The sequence below is a fragment of the Sphingomonas zeae genome (genome assembly GCF_014197135.1).
Classification (GTDB): domain Bacteria; phylum Pseudomonadota; class Alphaproteobacteria; order Sphingomonadales; family Sphingomonadaceae; genus Sphingomonas; species Sphingomonas zeae.
Genome location: NZ_JACIFA010000004.1, coordinates 50264 through 67539, shown reverse-complemented (window position 1 = coordinate 67539; position 17276 = coordinate 50264). Strand labels below are relative to the sequence as shown.

General features: G+C 67.6%; 16 protein-coding genes. 10 read left to right on the top strand and 6 right to left on the bottom strand.

Features of this window, described 5'->3' with window-relative positions; translation table 11 throughout:
• Nucleotides 1–11 precede the first annotated feature (11 nt).
• Genes GGR45_RS07385 through pdxH form a run of 3 tightly spaced genes read right to left on the bottom strand, consistent with a single transcriptional unit; the run spans nucleotide 12 to nucleotide 2346 of the window.
• Complete coding sequence (locus GGR45_RS07385; RefSeq protein WP_175311722.1) at nucleotides 12–815, bottom strand: PhzF family phenazine biosynthesis protein; 804 nt, start codon at nucleotides 813–815, stop codon at nucleotides 12–14.
• Nucleotides 815–1768, bottom strand: a complete 954-nt coding sequence (locus tag GGR45_RS07380) for a cation diffusion facilitator family transporter (RefSeq protein WP_175311723.1) — start codon at nucleotides 1766–1768, stop codon at nucleotides 815–817. Before GGR45_RS07380 ends, GGR45_RS07385 begins: the two co-directional genes overlap by 1 nt.
• Nucleotides 1765–2346, bottom strand: a complete 582-nt coding sequence (pdxH, locus tag GGR45_RS07375; RefSeq protein WP_175311724.1) for a pyridoxamine 5'-phosphate oxidase — start codon at nucleotides 2344–2346, stop codon at nucleotides 1765–1767. The genes GGR45_RS07380 and pdxH overlap by 4 nt, the downstream gene beginning before the upstream one ends.
• 96 nt (nucleotides 2347–2442) lie before the next feature.
• On the opposite strand from pdxH, the gene ku reads away from it, so the two are divergent.
• The 4 genes from ku to GGR45_RS07355 are packed head-to-tail and all read left to right on the top strand — an operon-like array spanning nucleotide 2443 to nucleotide 9155.
• A complete protein-coding gene (ku, locus tag GGR45_RS07370; RefSeq protein WP_175311725.1) occupies nucleotides 2443–3330 on the top strand; it encodes a non-homologous end joining protein Ku in 888 nt (295 codons plus the stop codon).
• Complete coding sequence (gene ligD, locus GGR45_RS07365; RefSeq protein WP_175311726.1) at nucleotides 3323–5761, top strand: DNA ligase D; 2439 nt, start codon at nucleotides 3323–3325, stop codon at nucleotides 5759–5761. Before ku ends, ligD begins: the two co-directional genes overlap by 8 nt.
• 23 nt (nucleotides 5762–5784) lie before the next feature.
• Nucleotides 5785–8265, top strand: coding sequence for a circularly permuted type 2 ATP-grasp protein (locus GGR45_RS07360; RefSeq protein WP_175311727.1), 2481 nt, complete (start codon nucleotides 5785–5787; stop codon nucleotides 8263–8265).
• Nucleotides 8262–9155, top strand: a complete 894-nt coding sequence (locus GGR45_RS07355) for a transglutaminase family protein (protein ID WP_175311728.1) — start codon at nucleotides 8262–8264, stop codon at nucleotides 9153–9155. Before GGR45_RS07360 ends, GGR45_RS07355 begins: the two co-directional genes overlap by 4 nt.
• A 109-nt stretch (nucleotides 9156–9264) precedes the next feature.
• Here GGR45_RS07355 and GGR45_RS07350 read toward each other — a convergent pair whose 3' ends face one another.
• Nucleotides 9265–9495 carry a hypothetical protein gene (locus GGR45_RS07350; RefSeq protein WP_175311729.1) on the bottom strand — a complete coding sequence of 77 codons (231 nt, stop codon included), beginning with the start codon at nucleotides 9493–9495 and terminating at the stop codon, nucleotides 9265–9267.
• A gap of 100 nt (nucleotides 9496–9595) precedes the next feature.
• On the opposite strand from GGR45_RS07350, the gene GGR45_RS07345 reads away from it, so the two are divergent.
• The 6 genes from GGR45_RS07345 to GGR45_RS07320 all read left to right on the top strand — a co-directional run bounded on the left by GGR45_RS07345 (nucleotide 9596) and on the right by GGR45_RS07320 (nucleotide 14606).
• Nucleotides 9596–10546: a DnaJ C-terminal domain-containing protein gene (locus tag GGR45_RS07345; protein WP_175311730.1), complete on the top strand. Its 951-nt coding sequence runs from the start codon at nucleotides 9596–9598 to the stop codon at nucleotides 10544–10546.
• A 7-nt stretch (nucleotides 10547–10553) separates the two neighbouring features.
• Nucleotides 10554–11525, top strand: coding sequence for a YihY/virulence factor BrkB family protein (locus GGR45_RS07340; RefSeq protein ID WP_175311731.1), 972 nt, complete (start codon nucleotides 10554–10556; stop codon nucleotides 11523–11525).
• An 8-nt stretch (nucleotides 11526–11533) separates the two neighbouring features.
• Nucleotides 11534–12325: an enoyl-ACP reductase FabI gene (fabI, locus tag GGR45_RS07335; RefSeq protein WP_175311805.1), complete on the top strand. Its 792-nt coding sequence runs from the start codon at nucleotides 11534–11536 to the stop codon at nucleotides 12323–12325.
• A gap of 186 nt (nucleotides 12326–12511) precedes the next feature.
• Nucleotides 12512–13057, top strand: a complete 546-nt coding sequence (locus GGR45_RS07330) for a GNAT family N-acetyltransferase (protein ID WP_175311732.1) — start codon at nucleotides 12512–12514, stop codon at nucleotides 13055–13057.
• Nucleotides 13054–14121 carry a chorismate synthase gene (gene aroC, locus GGR45_RS07325; RefSeq protein ID WP_175311733.1) on the top strand — a complete coding sequence of 356 codons (1068 nt, stop codon included), beginning with the start codon at nucleotides 13054–13056 and terminating at the stop codon, nucleotides 14119–14121. Before GGR45_RS07330 ends, aroC begins: the two co-directional genes overlap by 4 nt.
• A gap of 62 nt (nucleotides 14122–14183) precedes the next feature.
• Nucleotides 14184–14606, top strand: a complete 423-nt coding sequence (locus GGR45_RS07320; protein ID WP_175311734.1) for a hypothetical protein — start codon at nucleotides 14184–14186, stop codon at nucleotides 14604–14606.
• A 131-nt stretch (nucleotides 14607–14737) separates the two neighbouring features.
• Here the strand turns inward: GGR45_RS07320 and GGR45_RS07315 are convergent, their stop codons facing one another.
• Nucleotides 14738–16027: an adenylosuccinate synthase gene (locus GGR45_RS07315; RefSeq protein ID WP_175311735.1), complete on the bottom strand. Its 1290-nt coding sequence runs from the start codon at nucleotides 16025–16027 to the stop codon at nucleotides 14738–14740.
• 112 nt (nucleotides 16028–16139) lie between these two features.
• The gene (locus GGR45_RS07310) at nucleotides 16140–17246 is read right to left on the bottom strand and encodes an ATP phosphoribosyltransferase regulatory subunit (protein ID WP_175311736.1); all 1107 of its coding nucleotides are present in this window, start codon (nucleotides 17244–17246) and stop codon (nucleotides 16140–16142) included.
• Nucleotides 17247–17276: the final 30 nt, after the last annotated feature.

The following is a 17276-nucleotide window of genomic DNA, read 5'->3' as shown; positions in this document are numbered from 1 at the left end:
GAATGCGTGTATCACGGCAGCAGGAACGTCCCCTCGATCACCGTCACGCATCCGCCGCGCAGGATCACGCGGTCGCCGTCCAGCCGACAGGTCAACCGCCCGCCGCGCGCACTCGCTTGCTCCGCCACGAAGGAATCGCGGCCCAGCTTCTGCGTCCAATATGGCGTCAGCACCGCATGCGCCGCGCCCGTCACCGGGTCCTCATCGATGGCAAAGGCGGGCACGAAGACGCGACTGACCACATCGGCCTCCCCCGCCCCGCCCCGCGCGGTCAGGATGACGACATAGCGCCCGGCCTTGGCCAGCGCGGCGAAGTCGGGCGTGCAGGCCCGCACTGTCTGGGCGGCATCCACGACGACCACGGCATAGCCCGCCGGATGGCGCAGCGTTTCCACCACGCCGTCCACGCCCAGCGCCTCGACCATTCCCGGCAGCGCTTCGGGCGATGGCGTGCGTTCGGGCAGGGACATGCTGTAACCCAGCCCGTCGCGCGCCACCTCCAGCACCCCGGCATGACGCGTCGCGAACCGTACCCGCTGACACATGGTGTCGGACGACAGCACGACATGCCCGCTTGCCAGCGTGGCGTGGCCGCACATTTCCACCTCGTCACCAGGCGTGAACCAACGCAGCTCGAAATCCGCCTCCGCGCCGTCCAGCGGAACGAGAAAGGCGGTTTCCGACAGGTTGTTCTCCTGCGCGATGGCGAGCAGCGTGGCATCGTCCAACCACGACCCCAGCATCATCACCGCCGCCGGATTTCCCGTGAATGCCGCATCGGCAAAAGCGTCGACCTGGGTGAAGGGAATGCGCATCAATATCCCACGCGCTTGCCGAACCAGTGCGGAGTCACGTCCGCCTCGACCAGCGGATTGTCGGTGTCGACATGGCCTTCGGGATCGAGATGGATCAGAACTTCGACCTTGGGAAAGGCACGGCGCAGCGCACGCTCGACCCCCTCGACCACGTCATGCGCGGCGGCCACCGTCATGTCGCGGTCGACCTCCATATGGAATTGCGCAAAGTCGTGGCTTCCCGAACGGCGCGTGCGGAAATCGTGAATGCCCTTCAGCCCCGGCTGGCGTGCAGCGACATCCAGGAACGCGGCGCGCTGGTCGTCGGACCATTCCTTGTCCATCAACTGGTCGATCGCGGTCGAGGACGCCTGGAACGCGCCCCAGGCGAGCCACAGCGCGATGGCGATGCCGAAGATCGGGTCCGCGCCGTGCCAGCCGAAATACTGGTCCAGCACCATCGCGACGATCACCGATCCGTTGAGCAGCACGTCCGACTGGTAATGGACGTTATCCGCCAGGATCGCGACCGATCCGGTGCGGCGGATGACGCTGCGCTGATAGGCGAGCAGCAGCATCGTCGCCAGGATCGCCACCACCGAGATGCCGATGCCGAACTCCGCGTCCGAGGTGGGATTGTCCGCCCCCAGCGCCATGACCGCGCGCCAGGCGATTCCCGCCGCCGAGGCGGTGATGAGCGCGACCTGAAACAGCGCCGCCAACGCCTCCGCCTTGCCATGGCCGAAACGATGGTCATGGTCCGCCGGAGTGGCCGCCAGCCGGACGCCGTACAGCGTCACCAGGCTGGCGAGCAGGTCGAGCGCGGTGTCGGCGAGCGACCCCAGCATCGCGACCGATCCCGTCCGCCAGGCGGCAAAGCCCTTCAACGCCAGCAGGAACAGCGCCATCGCGACGCTGGCCAGCGCCGCCTTGGTGGCGAGCGGAATGACCTTCTTTCGTTCGTCCTGGGTCACGGGAACAGCAGTCCCTCGTCCCAACCGCCCTCGCCGGTGCGGATGAAGACACGCCGCTCATGCAGGCGGTGTTCGCGATCCAGCCAGAATTCGATCCGCTGCGGCGTCACGCGGTATCCGCCCCAATGCGGCGGACGCGGCACTTCGCCGCCCTCGAACCGGGCGCGCACCTCTTCGAACCGCGCCTCGAACGTCTCGCGACGGTCGAGCGGGCGAGACTGGTCCGACGCCCAGGCACCCAGTTGCGAATCCCGGTGCCGGCTGGCGAAATAGGCGTCCGACTCGGCGTCGGTGACGCGGGACACCGGTCCCTCGATCCGGATTTGCCGACGCAGCGACTTCCAGTGAAACAGGAGCGCGGCCTTGCTGCCCTCGCCAAGGTCTTGCGCCTTGCGACTCTCGCGATTGGTGTAGAACACGAATCCGCGGGCATCATGCCCCTTCAACAGAACCATGCGGACCGAGGGCTGTCCGGTCGCATCGACCGTCGCAAGTGCCATCGCGTTGGAATCGTTGATTTCGCTCAGACGCGCTTCGGCAAACCAGGTGTCGAACAGGGCAAAGGGATCGTCGGCCATGCGCGCGTCCATACGCCTGTGGGATCGGAAAACCAATGTCGGGAACGGAAACGCTGAGTCCGTCATTGGACCATCAACGCAACGGAGAAATTTCGAATGCCCGCACGCGCTTACTGGCAGGGTCAGATACGCCTCGCGCTGGTGTCGATTCCGGTTGAGCTCTACCCCGCCACCAAGAGCGGCGCGACCATCCAGTTCAAGCAGATCCACGAACCCAGCGGCAAGCCGATCCATTACGAAAAGGTGGTCAACGACATTGGCCCGGTCGATACTGACGAGATCGTAAAGGGCTACCAGGTTGCCAAGGGCGATTATGTCCTGCTCGACCAGGACGAGATCGACGCGGTCAAGCTGGAGTCGAAGAAGACGCTCGAGCTGACCCGCTTCGTCGACGCCAGTGAGATCAACGTCCTCTATTATGAACGCCCCTATTTCGTCGTCCCCGCCGACGACCTGGCCGAGGAAGCCTTTATCGTCCTGCGCGAGGCATTGAAGCGGACGGGCAAGGTCGGGCTGGGCCAGCTGGCGCTCAGGGGCCGCGAATATATCGTCTCGCTTCGGCCGTGCGGGCGCGGGCTGATCCTGGAGACGCTGCGCTACGCCGATGAGGTGAACAAGGCGCAAGGGTATTTCAGCGACATCGGCGATGCCAAGCCCGATGCCGAATTGCTCGATCTGGCCGAGGCGCTGATCGAGAAGAAGTCCGGTCCCTTCGACCCCAAGCAGTTCCACGATCATTATGTCGAGGCGCTGCACCGCCTGATCGAGCGCAAGCGCAAGGCCAAGGGCAAGAAGATCATCGAGGAGGAGGATGACGCGCCGTCCAAGTCGGGCGGCAATGTCGCCGACCTGATGGCCGCGCTGAAACAGTCGATGGAGACCGGCGAAACGCGCAGCCGTTCGCGCAAGGCTCCGGTTAAGGCTGCTCGCAAAACGCCCGCGAAGAAGACCACCCGCAAAGCCCCGGCGCGCAAACATGGCTGACCCGCTCGAACGCTATAACGCCAAGCGCGACTTCACCCGCACCGCCGAGCCGGCGGGCACGCTCGAGCCCGGCCAGGGCAACAGCTTCATGGTGCAGAAGCATGACGCCACCCGGCTGCACTGGGATTTCCGGCTGGAAGTGGACGGCGTGCTCAAAAGCTGGGCCGTCACGCGCGGGCCGAGCCTGGACCCCGACGAAAAGCGGCTGGCGGTGCGGACCGAGGATCATCCGCTGTCCTATGCGACGTTCGAGGGGACCATTCCGGCGGGCGAATATGGCGGCGGGACGGTGATGCTGTGGGATCGCGGCACCTGGTCGCCGGTCGCGGGCAAGAGCGCCAAAGACCTTGAGGACGGGCATCTCCATTTCATTCTGGATGGCGAGCGGATGAAGGGCGAATGGCTGCTCGTCCGCATGAAACCCAGGGGCAAGGAGAAGCGCGAGAACTGGCTGCTCCGCAAGGTCGCGGATGCCCATGCCGGGGGCACCGACACGCTGACCGATCAGGCGCTGACCAGCGTCTCGACCGGGCGGACCATGGCGCAGATCGCGGAGGGGAAGCCGGCGAAGAAGGCGCCCGCCAAAAAGGCGAAGGCGCCGCCGCGCAAGGCAAAGGCGGCGAAGGGCGCGCTACCGGAGTTTCACCCCCCGGCGCTATGCACTTTGGTCGATCAGGTTCCCGCGGGAAATGGCTGGCTGCACGAGATCAAATATGACGGCTATCGCGCGCTGATCGCGGTCGGCGGCGGCAAGGCGCAGGTCTTCACCCGCAGCGGGCTGGACTGGAGCGAGAAATTCCCCGGCATCGTCGCGGCGGCCGCCGAACTGCCCGTCACCGCCGCGCTGATCGACGGCGAGATCGTCGCATTCAAGGATGGGCGACCCGACTTTTCGACCCTGAAGGACGCGATCGGCAGCGACCGGCCAATGAGCCTGTTCGCCTTCGACCTGCTATCGCTCGACGGCGAAGACCTGACCGACCTGCCGCTGGTCCAGCGCAAGGAGCGACTGCGCGCGATCATCCCCAAGGGCGACGAGACGATCCAGTTCGCCGAGCATATCACCGGGTCGGGTGAGGCGCTGTTCGACAAGCTATGCGCCGAGGGGCTCGAGGGCGTCGTCTCCAAACGCGCCGACAGCCGCTATCCGTCAGCGCGCAGTCGCGACTGGTTGAAGATCAAATGCCTGAAGCGGCAGGAATTCGTGATCGTCGGCTGGCTCCCCTCCGACAAGGCGCGACGCGGGTTGAAGTCGCTCCTGCTGGGCGTGAATCGCGACGGCAAGCTGGCCTATGTCGGCAAGGTCGGCACCGGCTTCACCCAAGACCGCATGGCCGAGCTACGGCAGCTCCTCGACGCCCGCGCACGCAAGACCGCACCCGTCGAGGCGCCGCGCGCGATGGTACGCGGCGCGCATTGGGTGCGCCCCGATCTGGTCGCCGAAATCGCCTTTACCGAGACGACACCCGACGGCCTGCTCCGCCATCCCAGCTTCATCGGCCTGCGCGAGGACAAACCCGCCGAGCAGGTGGTCGAGGAACGCCCTGCCCCCGCGCCCCCCGCCAAGGACAGCGACGTCGCCATCTCCCATCCCGAGCGGGTGATCTTCCCCGACAGCACGCTGACCAAGGGCGATCTGGCCGATTATGTCGCGACGGTCGCCCCGCTGATGCTGCCCTGGGTCGCGCACCGGCCGGTAAGTCTGGTCCGCTGTCCGCAGGGTCGGGCGCGGGCGTGCTTCTTCCAGAAGCATGACGCGGGCAGCTTCGGGCCGCATGTCCACTCCGTGCCCATCAAGGAAAAGGACGGCGGCACCGAGCCCTATCTCTATGTCGAGGATGCCGATGGCCTGCGCGCCTGCATCCAGATGGGGTCGATCGAGTTCCACGGCTGGGGTTCGTCCATCGCGACGTTGGAACAGCCAGACCGGATGATCTTCGACCTCGATCCCGACCCGTCGGTGACCTTCTACGATGTGAAGCGCGCCGCCGTCCATATCCATGACCAGCTCGCCGAACTGGGGCTCACCAGCTTTGCGATGCTGTCGGGGGGCAAGGGCGTGCATGTCGTCGTGCCGCTGACTCCGGATGCGGCATGGCCGGCCGTGTCGAATTTCGCCGAGCGCTTCGCCAAGGCACTGGCACAAGGCGATTCTGACCGCTTCGTCGCGGTGGCGACCAAGGCCAAGCGCAAGGGGCGCATCTTCGTCGACTGGCTGCGCAACCAGCGCGGTGCGACCGCCGTCATGCCCTATTCGGCGCGCGCGCGGGCGGGTGCGCCGGTTGCGGCCCCGGTGGCATGGCGCGAGCTGGACGGGATCGATACGGCGGCGCGCTGGACGATCCGCGACGGCGACGAACTGGTCACGCGCGCGGGCAGCGCCGCCATGCGCGGTTGGGGCGTTGCCGACCAAATCCTGCCCGACCTGTAATCGCCTGTTGCAACCTGGGGCCGATGCGGCGATTTTCCGCCGCGATGGACCCCTCCGAGGACAGCCCCGCACAGGCCGCCGCCTGGATCGACGCCTATCGCGACGCCGCCGCGGGGGCGGACGTGCTGGCGGGATCGCATGATCCGGCGGCCTGGGCCGCGATGCTGGAGGAGCTGGCTGCCGTCGCTAGCAACCTGGCCCATGCGCGCGAGCGGGTGCAACGCCATGCGGCCGACATCGGCACCGGCTTTCGCATCATCGGCGAAACCGACGAGCGACCCTGGCCCGTATCCCCCGTCCCGCTGCTGATCGACACCGCCGAATGGGCGGGGATCGAGGCGGGCGTGACCCAGCGCGCCGCGCTGCTCGAAACGATCCTGGCCGATCTCTACGGCCCCGGCGATCTGGTCGCGCAGGGGCATGTTCCCGCCGCCTTGGCGACCGGCAGCCCCTATTTCCTACGCCCCATGGTCGGGGTGACGCCGCCGGGCGGCCATCATTTGAGCTTCGTCGCCTTCGATCTGGCGCGCGGGCCGGACGGCGAATGGCGGGTGCTGGCCGACCACCTGCGCAACCCGGCGGGCGCGGGCTATGCGCTGGAGAACAGGCTGGCGGTCAGCCGGACGCTGGGCGGCCTGCAAAATCGGTTGAACGTGCAGCGGCACGCGCCCTTTTTCGCCGCCTTTCGCGCCGGACTCGCCTCTCAGTGCCGCCGCGCCGATCCGCGCATCGGCCTCCTCACGCCCGGCCGCTTCAACCCCAGCTATCCCGAACAGGCGCATCTGGCGCGCTATCTGGGGCTGTTGCTCGTTGAGGGCGCCGACCTCGCCGCGATCGAGGGGCAAGTCTATGTCCGCACCGTCGCGGGGCTCAAGCGGATCGATGCGCTGTGGCGGCGGCTCGATCCGCGGATGCTCGACCCGCTGGCCTTCGACAGCCATTCGCAGATCGGGGTGCCCGGCCTGATCGACGCTTATGTCGGGGGGCAGGTGGTGATCGCCAATGCGCCGGGTGCAGGCGCGCTGGAAAGCCCGGCTTTTTCCGCCTTCCTGCCGGTGCTGGCCAATCAGTTGCTCGGCGAGCCGCTCAAGCTGCCCAATATCGCGACCTGGTGGTGCGGCGGCTCGACGCAGGCCGCGCATGTCGCCGAGCATCTCGACCAGTTGCTGATCGCCCCCGCCTTCGGCCCCACGCCGCTGGGGCTGCCCGATGGCGCGCGGCCGGGATCGAGCCTGTCGCCCGGCGAGCGCGCCGCGCTGCTGGACGACATGGCCAAGCGCCCGCAGGATTATGTCGGGCAGGAGATGGTGCGCCTGTCGACGATGCCCGTCGTCATCGGGGACCGGCTGGAGCCGCGCCCCTTCACCTTGCGCGTTTTCGCTGCGCGCGATGGCGAGGGGCAATGGGGCGTCTTGCCCGGCGGCTTCGGTCGGATCGGCGACCATCCGGAGGCGACCGCCGCCATGATCGGCGAAGGGCTATGGTCGGCCGATGTCTGCATCCATGGGCCGGAGCCGGTTTCGCCCGTGTCGCTCCTCGCCGACCCCGATTCGCTGCATGTCCGGCGCAATCCGGGGACGCTGCCCAGCCGGGTGGCGGACAATTTCTACTGGCTGGGCCGTTATTTGGAGCGGGGCGAGGCGCTGCTCGCCGCGATCCGCGTCATGCTGGGCAATTCGATCGACGTGGACGGCGGCGCCGCGCTGGACACGCGCACCGTCGGACGGCTGGTCGGCCTCATCACCGGGGGGGGCGCCGCCCCGCATCCCGACAGCCTGCACCGCGCCGCCCTGACCCAGTTCGCGCGCACCGCGATGGAGGATGAAGGCTGGCACTCGGTCGCCCGCATCAACCGGCTGGCACGCGGGATCAGCGAGGGGTCGCGCGACCGCCTGTCCGCCGACATGGTGCGGTTGCTGGAGGCCCCCTTCCCCAGCCATGCCGGGATGCTCGATCGCGCGGGCTCGCTCCAGCGCCGCTACGCCGCCATTGCCGGGCTGTCGGCCGAACATATGGTGCGCACCGCCGCCTGGCGCTTTCACGATCTCGGTCGCCGGGTGGAGCGCGCCATCGCCGTCGCGCGTGCGACCCGGCTGTTCGGCATGGCGGGCGCGTCGGCGGATGACCTGTCCACCCTGCTCGACCTCGCCAACAGCCAGATCAGCTATCGCCAGCGTTATCCGACCGGCCTGGCTCGCATCGCGGTGGTCGACCTCGTCGCGCTCGATCCCAACAATCCGCGCGCGCTGGCCTATCAGGCCGCGCGCATCGCCGATTGCCTGTCGCGCCTGCCGGTCCTGTCCGACGACGACATGGCCGAGCCGCAACAGGCGCAGGCGATCGCGATCCGCGCCGCGATCGAGACGGCGGACGCGCGCACGCTCGATGCTGACACGCTGGGCGATGTCGAACGGCGGCTGGGCCTGCTGTCCGAGGCGATTGCACGCCGCTATTTCCTGCAAGGGGCAGAACCTTTGCGCGCTGGCGGATTGACGCTCGCATGATCTACGACATCCGCCACATCACCCGCTTCGATTACGGCGCGCAGGTTAAATATGCGCGCTGCAATCTGCGACTGAAACCCATCGACTGGCCCGGCCAGAGGCTGGAGGCTTACGACCTGATCGTCGAGCCGGTCGGCCGCACCCGTTCGGCCCATGCCGAGGCGGGGCTGGCGCATGTCACCAGGCTGGTGGTCGACCGGCCGGTGCGCAGCCTGACCATCGAGAGCCGCGCACGCATGGTCGTCGACCGGCCGGTGCCGATGCCCTCGCCGAACGACCCGACGCTGGCCGAGGTCTCCGCGCTCGCCCGGTCGAGCCGCGACCTGTCGGCGGCGGGACCAGCCAATTACATTTTCCCATCACCGCTGATCCCGCTCGACCCCGCCATCGCCGAATGGTGCGCCGCCGACCTGTCGCCCGAGCGCGGCGCACTGGAGGCCGGGTTCGCGCTCGCCAACCGCATCCAGCGCGAATTCGCCTTCGACCCCGCCGCCACCTTGGTCGACACGCCCCCGGCGGAGGCTTTTCGCCAGCGGCGCGGCGTCTGCCAAGACTTCGCGCAGATCATGATTACGGGTTTGCGCGCCGCGGGCATCCCGGCGGCCTATGCCTCGGGCTATATCCGCACCCTGCCGCCTCCGGGCCAGGCGCGGCTGGTCGGGGCGGACGCGACCCATGCCTGGGTGCTGATCTGGGGCGGGCCGGACCATGGCTGGGTCGGCGTCGATCCGACCAACGGCATCTGGATGGCGGGCGACCATATCATCGTCGCGGTGGGGCGCGACTATGCCGAGATCGCGCCGGTCGACGGCGTGGTGCTGGGCTCGGGCGCGCAGAAGATGGAGGTCAGCGTCGATGTCGCGCCGATGGAGGAGATGGTGGCGGGGTAGCTCGCCACCCTCCGTTCGCACTGAGCGAAGTCGAAATGCACGCTCTGCGCTTCGCCGCAAGCGTTTTCCCCTGGCCTTCGCCTTCGCTCAGGCTGAACGGGGGGTGGGGTTAGCCCTCTTCCGTCACCGCATTGGGATTGTCCTTGTCCGGGTCCGGGTGCCCGCCTTTCCCATGATAGGCCGCCCCGCTCTGACCGCCGTGGAAATCGCCTTCGCGCTCGGGCACGCCCTCGTAACCGCCACCCTGGCTTTCGCCGCCATGTTTGCCGGGCGCGTCCGACACGCCATCGGGAGCGCCCTTCTTGCCGTCGTTTCCGGTCGCCTGCATCGGCTGGGTCATGATCCGTCTCCTTCTGTCGGCTCAACGCATGGGGAACGGATTGCGCTCCGGCACGGACTTCCCCACATAGATCGGTAATACACTGCCAACGGGGAACAGAGTGGCCGATCCATATCAGACGCTGGGCGTGAGCCGCACGGCCAGCGAAGCCGATATCAAGAAAGCCTATCGCAAGCTGGCGAAGGAACTGCATCCCGATCGCAACAAGGACAATCCGAAAGCGGCGGAGAAGTTCAGCCAGGTCACCAACGCCTATGACCTGCTGAACGACAAGGACAAGCGCGCCCGGTTCGACCGGGGCGAGATCGATGGCGACGGCAACCCCAGCTCGCCCTTCGGCTATGGCGGCGGCTTCGGCGGGGCCACGGGTCCGCGTCCCGGCGCCGGCGGCAGCGGCGGCTTTCGTCAGCAATTCGATTTCGGCGGTGAGGGCGCCGATATGTCCGATATCTTCGAAGGGATGTTCGGCGGTGCCGGGCGTGGCGGTTTCTCAGGGAGCTTTGGCGGGTTCGGACGGGGCCGCTCCGCCGCCAAGGGTGCGAACACCGCTTATGCCCTGCGCGTGCCCTTTGTCGACGCCGCGACGCTCAGTCCGCAGCGTATCACCCTGGGCGATGGCAAGACGATCGATCTGAAACTGCCCGCCGGGGTGGAAAGCGGCACGCAGATGCGGCTGGGCGGCAAGGGCGAGCCAGGCCCGGGCGGGGCCGGTGATGCGATCATCACCATCGAGGTCGTCCCCCATGCCTTTTTCACGCGCGACGGCGATGATGTCCGCCTCGACCTGCCGATCAGCCTGACCGAGGCGGTGCTGGGCGGGCAGGTGAAGGCGCCGACCGTCGAGCGCCCGGTCATGCTGACCGTGCCCAAGGGCACCAGCTCGGGCAAGACGCTGCGCCTGAAGGGCAAGGGCTTTCACAAGAAGGATGGCGGGCGCGGCGATCAGCTTATCACGCTGATCATCGACATCCCCGCCGATGATGCCGCATTGCAACGCTTCGCCACCGAATGGACCGACGGCAGGAACCCGAGAGCCGCCATGGGCGTCTGATCGCTTCATGAGCGATGCGAACGGCCTGACCCCAGAAGAACGCGCACACCATCGGGGCAAGGCCCGTACCCGGCTGGATCGGCAGTTCGCCAAGGTCCGGCCGGGCTCCTATGCCTTCGAGGTCCTGAAACGAACCAGCCTGGGCGTGTTCAACGATGGATTCATCCATGCCGGGAACCTCGCCTATCTGGCGTTGATGACGCTGTTTCCCTTCTTCATCACCACCGCCGCGCTGCTGTCGCTGTTTGGGCAGAGCAACGAGACGCAACATGCGGTGGAGAGCTTCCTCCACGTCCTGCCCCCCGATGTCAGCGACCTGTTGCGCAAGCCGATCGGCGACGTGCTGGCGGCGCGTACCGGATCGCTGCTCTGGCTGGGTGGTTTGGTGGGCCTGTGGACGGTGGGAGGCTTCATCGAGACGATCCGCGACATCTTCCACCGCGCTTACGGCGTGAAGGCGACGGCCGCCTTCTGGAAATCGCGGCTGTCCTCGACGCTGGTCATGATCGCGTCGGTAATCGTCGCGCTGCTGTCCTTCCTGGCGGCCGGTATCCTGACGGCGGCCGAGCAGTTCATCTATCGCCTCGTCCCCTTCTCGCAGGACGTGGCGGGCTGGGTCGGCCTGTCGCGGATGATCCCCGGCGTCGTCATGTTCGGCGCGCTCTACCTGCTCTTCTATTCGGTCACGCCCGGCAAATATCGCGAGAGCGACTGCCCGAAATGGCCCGGCGCGCTGTTCACCGCTGCGTGGTGGGTCAGCATGACCGCGCTCCTGCCCTGGGCATTGTCGCAACTGGGCGGGTACGACCTGACCTATGGCAGCCTGGCGGGTGTCGTCGTCATGCTGTTGTTCTTCTATCTGATCGGTTTGGGCCTGGTTTTCGGCGCGCATTTGAACGCGGCACTGGCGGAACCCCCCGAACCGGCGCTAGAGAGGGCGATTGATGGAAGTGAACCGGCAGGAGCGGTAACGGCGTGAACGGATTGATGGCAGGCAAGCGGGGGCTCATCATGGGCCTGGCCAATGACAAATCGCTGGCCTGGGGCATCGCCAAGCAGCTTTCGGAGGCGGGCGCGGAGCTCGCCTTTTCGTATCAGGGCGCGGCGATGGAAAAGCGGGTCCGCCCGCTGGCCGAACAGCTGGGCGTGGCGCGCCTGTTCGACTGCGATGTGGCCGAGATGGAGTCGCTCGATAAGCTGTTCGCCGATCTGAAGGCGGAATGGCCGACGATCGACTTCGTCGTCCATGCCATCGGTTTCTCGGACAAGTCACAGCTGCGCGGGCGTTATTACGACACCACGCTCGACAATTTCCTGATGACCATGAACATCTCGGCCTATTCGCTGGTCGCCGTCGCCCAGCGCGCGCGCCAGATGATGCCCGAGGGTGGCTCGATCCTGACGCTGACCTATTACGGCGCGGAAAAGGTCATCCCGCACTACAACGTCATGGGCGTGGCCAAGGCGGCGCTGGAAACCAGCGTGAAGTATCTCGCGGTCGACCTCGGCCCCGAGAATATCCGCATCAACGCCATCTCGGCTGGCCCGATCCAGACGCTGGCCGCGCGCGGCATCGGCGACTTCAACTATATCCTCAAGTGGAACGAGCTGAACTCGCCGCTGCGTCGCACCGTGACGATCGAGGATGTGGGTGGCGCGGGCCTGTACATGCTGTCCGACCTGTCGTCGGGCGTCACGGGTGAGATTCACCATGTCGACGCCGGGTATAACGTCATCGGCATGAAGGCCGAGGACGCGCCGGACATCGCGCTGGCGTAAGGCAAAATCCTCCCCGGCACGGGGAGGTGGCAGCGCGCAGCGCTGACGGAGGGGGGCTTCCTCATAGGACTTGCCCAGCGGCGCCCCCCCTCCACCACCGCTTTGCGGTGGTCCCCCTCCCCGTACCGGGGAGGATACAACATTATCTATCGCGCCTTGCGCCCCGGCGACGCTAAAGACGAGCCCATGTCCGACCAGCCTATCGCCGCCATCACCATCCGCCCAGCCCGCGGCGAAGACGTCGCCGCGCTCGACGCGCTGCTTGTCGCCAGCTTCCCCGCCCCCGCCGAAGCCACTTTGGTCCGCGACCTGTGCGTGGAAGGCAACATGGTGCTGATGCTGGTCGCGATCGACGAGGGCACGGACGGCCTGATCGGCGCGATCGCGTTCAGTCGGATGGCCGTCGAAATCGGCGGCAAGCCGATCAACGCCGTCGCCCTCGCCCCCATCGCCATTGCGCGCGACTGGCGGCAGCAGGGCGTCGGCGAGGCTTTGGTCGCGGCCGGGCTCGAACGGCTGGAGAAGGAAGGCGTCGTCTTGTGCTTCGCGCTGGGCGATCCGGCCTTTTACGGCCGCTTCGGCTTTGCCGCCGATGTGGCGAGCGGTTTCGACAGTCCTTATGCGGGCGCGTATTTCCTTGCCGCCCCGCTGCAGGGCGGCCTGATCCCCTGCGGCGTGCGCGGGGCCGCCACACATGCGCCGGCCTTTGCCCGGCTGGGAGATGCTGCGTGAGCTTCAATACGTTCGGCCGCCTGTTCCGCTTCACCACCTGGGGCGAGAGCCACGGCCCGGCGCTGGGCGCGGTCGTCGACGGGTGCCCGCCGGGGATCGCGCTGTCGGAGCAGGACATCCAGCCCTGGCTCGACAAGCGCCGCCCCGGCACCAGCCGCTTCACCACCCAACGCCGCGAGCCCGATCAGGTCCGCATCCTGTCCGGCGTATTCGAAGGCCGCACCACCGGCACCCCGATCAGCCTGATGATCGAGAATGTCGACCAGCGGTCCAAGGACTATGGCAACGTCGCGCTCGCCTATCGCCCCGGCCATGCCGATTATGCCTATGACGCCAAATACGGCTTTCGCGATTATCGCGGCGGCGGGCGTTCCTCGGCGCGCGAGACGGCGGCGCGGGTCGCGGCAGGCGCGGTGGCCCGCGCGGTGATCCCCCAGGTCCGGATTCGCGCCTGGGTCGAGTCGATCGCCGGCGACCGGATCGATTATGAGGCGTTCGACGATGCGCAGATCGACGCTAACCCCTTCTTCTGCCCCGACCGCGCCGCCGCGCAGCGCTGGGAAGCGATCGTCGACGGCGCGCGCAAGTCCGGCTCGTCGGTCGGCGCGGTCGTCGCCTGCGAGGCGACCGGGGTGCCCGCAGGTTGGGGGGCGCCGCTTTATGCCAAGCTGGACAGCGAACTCGCCTCGGCCTGTATGAGCATCAATGCGGTCAAGGGCTTCGAAATCGGCGATGGTTTTGCCGCCGCCGCGCTGACCGGCGAGCAGAATGCCGACCCGATGCGCGCTGGCAATGGCGGCCCGCGCTTTCTGGCCAACCATGCGGGCGGCATCGCGGGCGGCATCGCCACCGGCCAGCCCGTCACGATGCGCGTCGCCTTCAAGCCGACCAGCTCGATCCTGACCCCCGTCGACACCATCACCCGCACCGGCGAGGAAACCCAGATCGCCACCAAGGGCCGCCACGACCCCTGCGTCGGCATTCGCGGCGTTCCCGTGGTTGAAGCGATGGTCGCATGGGTTTTAGCCGATCAGGCGTTGCTTCATCGCGGTCAATGTGGTTGACTGACGGAACGGACGTTCTCCTGCCTCGTTAACCATTGCGAGAATAAAGCAGGAGAGAATCAATGCGTTACATTCATGTGATCGCAGCCGCCGCCCTTGTCATCCCCGCTGCGGGCTTTGCCCAGGTATCGGGCGGCACGACTGGCGGCATGTCGGGACAGACCACCACGCCGGGCCAGACGATGCCGGGGCAGATGCCGGGCCAGACGGGCACCATGCCCGGTCAGACCATGGGCCAGCCGGGTGACACGATGAGCACGACGCCGAGCACGACGACCCGCTCGACGACGCGCAGCAAGAGCCGCAGCCGGACGACCACGCCGGACAGCACGGTCAACACTCCCTCGACCACGCCGGACGCTACCGGGTCCTCGACCACGACCGGCAGCGGCACGCTGGGCAGCGATCCCACGACCAGCGGTTCGATGGGCAGCGGCACCACCGGCGGCACCACGACCCCGCCGGGCAGCAGCGGCGGCATGTAATCCCTTTCGGGTTCGTCACGACGGGAAAGGCCCGGTCGCGAAAGCGGCCGGGCCTTTTGCGTGTCGCGATGAAAGGGCCAAGGGAAACCCGCCAACGAAAAAGGCCCCGACTCTCGCCGGGGCCTCCATGATCAGTCCGCAAACGGATCGCGAACCAGGATCGTATCCTCGCGCTCCGGGCTGGTCGACACCAGCGCCACGGGGCAGCGGATCAACTCCTCGATCCGCCGGATATATTTGATCGCCTGTGCGGGCAGATCGGCCCAGCTGCGCGCACCCGCCGTCGACTCCTGCCAGCCCTCCATCGTCTCATAGACGGGGACGACCTTGGCCTGATCCGCCGCATGGGTCGGGTAATAGTCGAGCGTCTCGTCGCCCAGCTTATAGCCGACGCAGATCTTAACCTCGTCGAACCCGTCGAGCACGTCGATCTTGGTCAGTGCGATACCGGTGATGCCGCCGACCGCCGCCGACTGGCGCACCAGCACCGAGTCGAACCAGCCGCAGCGGCGCTTGCGGCCGGTGACGGTGCCGAACTCATGACCGCGCTCGCCCAGACGCTGGCCGGTCTCGTCCTCCAGCTCGGTCGGGAACGGACCCGAGCCGACGCGGGTGGTATAGGCCTTGGCGATGCCCAGCACGAAGCCGACGCCCGACGGCCCCAGCCCCGAACCGCCCGCCGCCGCACCCGCGATGGTGTTGGACGAGGTAACGAAGGGATAGGTGCCGTGATCGATGTCGAGCAGCACGCCCTGCGCGCCCTCGAACAGGATGCGCTTGCCGCTGGCGCGCGCTTCGTTCAGGTCGCGCCATACCGGCTTGGCGAAGGGCAGTACGAAATCCGCGATTTCGCGCAGATCGGCCAGCAGGCGCTCGCGATCAATCGGCGGCTCGCCGAACCCGGCGCGCAGCGCGTCATGGTGTGCGCACAGGCGGTCGAGTTGCGGCCCCAGATCATCCAGATGCGCCAGATCGCACACGCGGATCGCGCGACGGCCGACCTTGTCCTCATAGGCCGGGCCGATGCCGCGCCGCGTGGTGCCGATCTTGCCCGCGCCGCTGGCATCCTCGCGCAGACCGTCCAGGTCGCGGTGGATCGGCAGGATCAGCGGGCAGTTGTCGGCGATGCGCAGCGTCTCAGGGGACGCCTGGACACCCTGTTCGCCAAGACGCTCGATCTCGGCCTTCAGCGCCCAGGGGTCGAGGACGACGCCGTTGCCGATGACGCTGGGGGTGCCGCGCACGATGCCCGAGGGAAGCAGCGACAGCTTGTAGACATTCTCGCCGACGACCAGCGTGTGACCGGCATTATGCCCGCCCTGGAAGCGCACGACCATGTCGGCGCGCTCGGCCAGCCAGTCGACGATCTTGCCCTTGCCCTCGTCGCCCCATTGCGCGCCGATGACTGCTACATTTGCCATGGATGCTATGCTCCGCCTGCCGGACGGACCCCATGCGCCCTTCGACAGGACTCGGCGGATGGGGGTTTCCAATAATGTGCGGGGCGCGCCTAGCGGGACGCGCCCCCGTATGTCAACCGGCGATGGCCGTTGGCTGGCCGTCGCTAAGGATATGGGTGCAGAGCTGCGCCTGGGGCGTGTCGCCCGCCTCCAACGCCTGCACCGTCACCCAGCCCTGCGCACGAAGCGACGCACCGGTTTCCGGCGCGGTGCCATGGGGCAGGAACAACCGCCGCCGCTCGGTCGGCGGGGCGGTCGCGACGATGGCGTCGGCATAGAGCGAGAAGCCGGTGGCCTTCTCCTCCGCGCCATTCTCGTGGAAAATGGTATAGGTGCCGCCCCGCCCGACCTCGCGCGGGGGGCCGGCGACGAACAGCGAGAAGCCCAGCCAGCTCTGGAACTCGAAGCCATGCCGCTCGGTCGGGTCGAGCGTCATCGCCACCCCCTCGCCCAGCGCGGCGGCGATCGCCTCCAGCGCGTCGAGACGACTGGCCAGCACGCCCTGACGGTCAAAGGCGCGCAGCCGTTCCATGGCGGTCGCGAACGGCCCGGCCGCCTCGACCAGCGGGAGGTATTCGGGCGCGATCGCCGCGACCCCGCCCGCATCCTTGGCGTCCAGCCTATCGCGTAAGGCAGTCACCTGCTCGGCGGCGACGGGCAGCGGCCCGGCGGCGAGCAGGTCCACCAGATCGGGCAGCGTGAAGTCGATCGAGATGCCGGTCGTCCCTGCCGCGACCAAAGCCTCGACCGCGACGCGCACCACTTCGGTGGCGGCCGCCGTCGAATCGAGCCCGATCAGTTCGGCGCCGATCTGCCGCCACTCACGCGCAGGCGCCAGTTCGGAGCCGCGCAGGCGGACGACGGTGCCAGCATAGGACAGCCGAACCGGGCGCGGGTGATGCCCCATGCGGGTAGCCGCGATGCGCGCCACCTGCGCGGTCAGGTCGGGCCTGATGGCAAGCGTGCGCTGCGACACCGGATCGACGAAGCGTACCGCATCATGCAGGCCGCCCGCCTTCAACCGCGAACCCAGCGCCTCGGCGAACTCGATCGACGGCGGATCGGCGCGCTCATAGCCATGCAGCCGCGCCGCCTCCAGCACCCGCGCCTCGACCGACGCGGCGGCGTCGGCATAGGGGGGAAGACGGTCGTGATAGCCTTCGGGAAGGAGCGCGGTCATCGGGTCTTCTCCAAAAGGCCGGCGCGGACG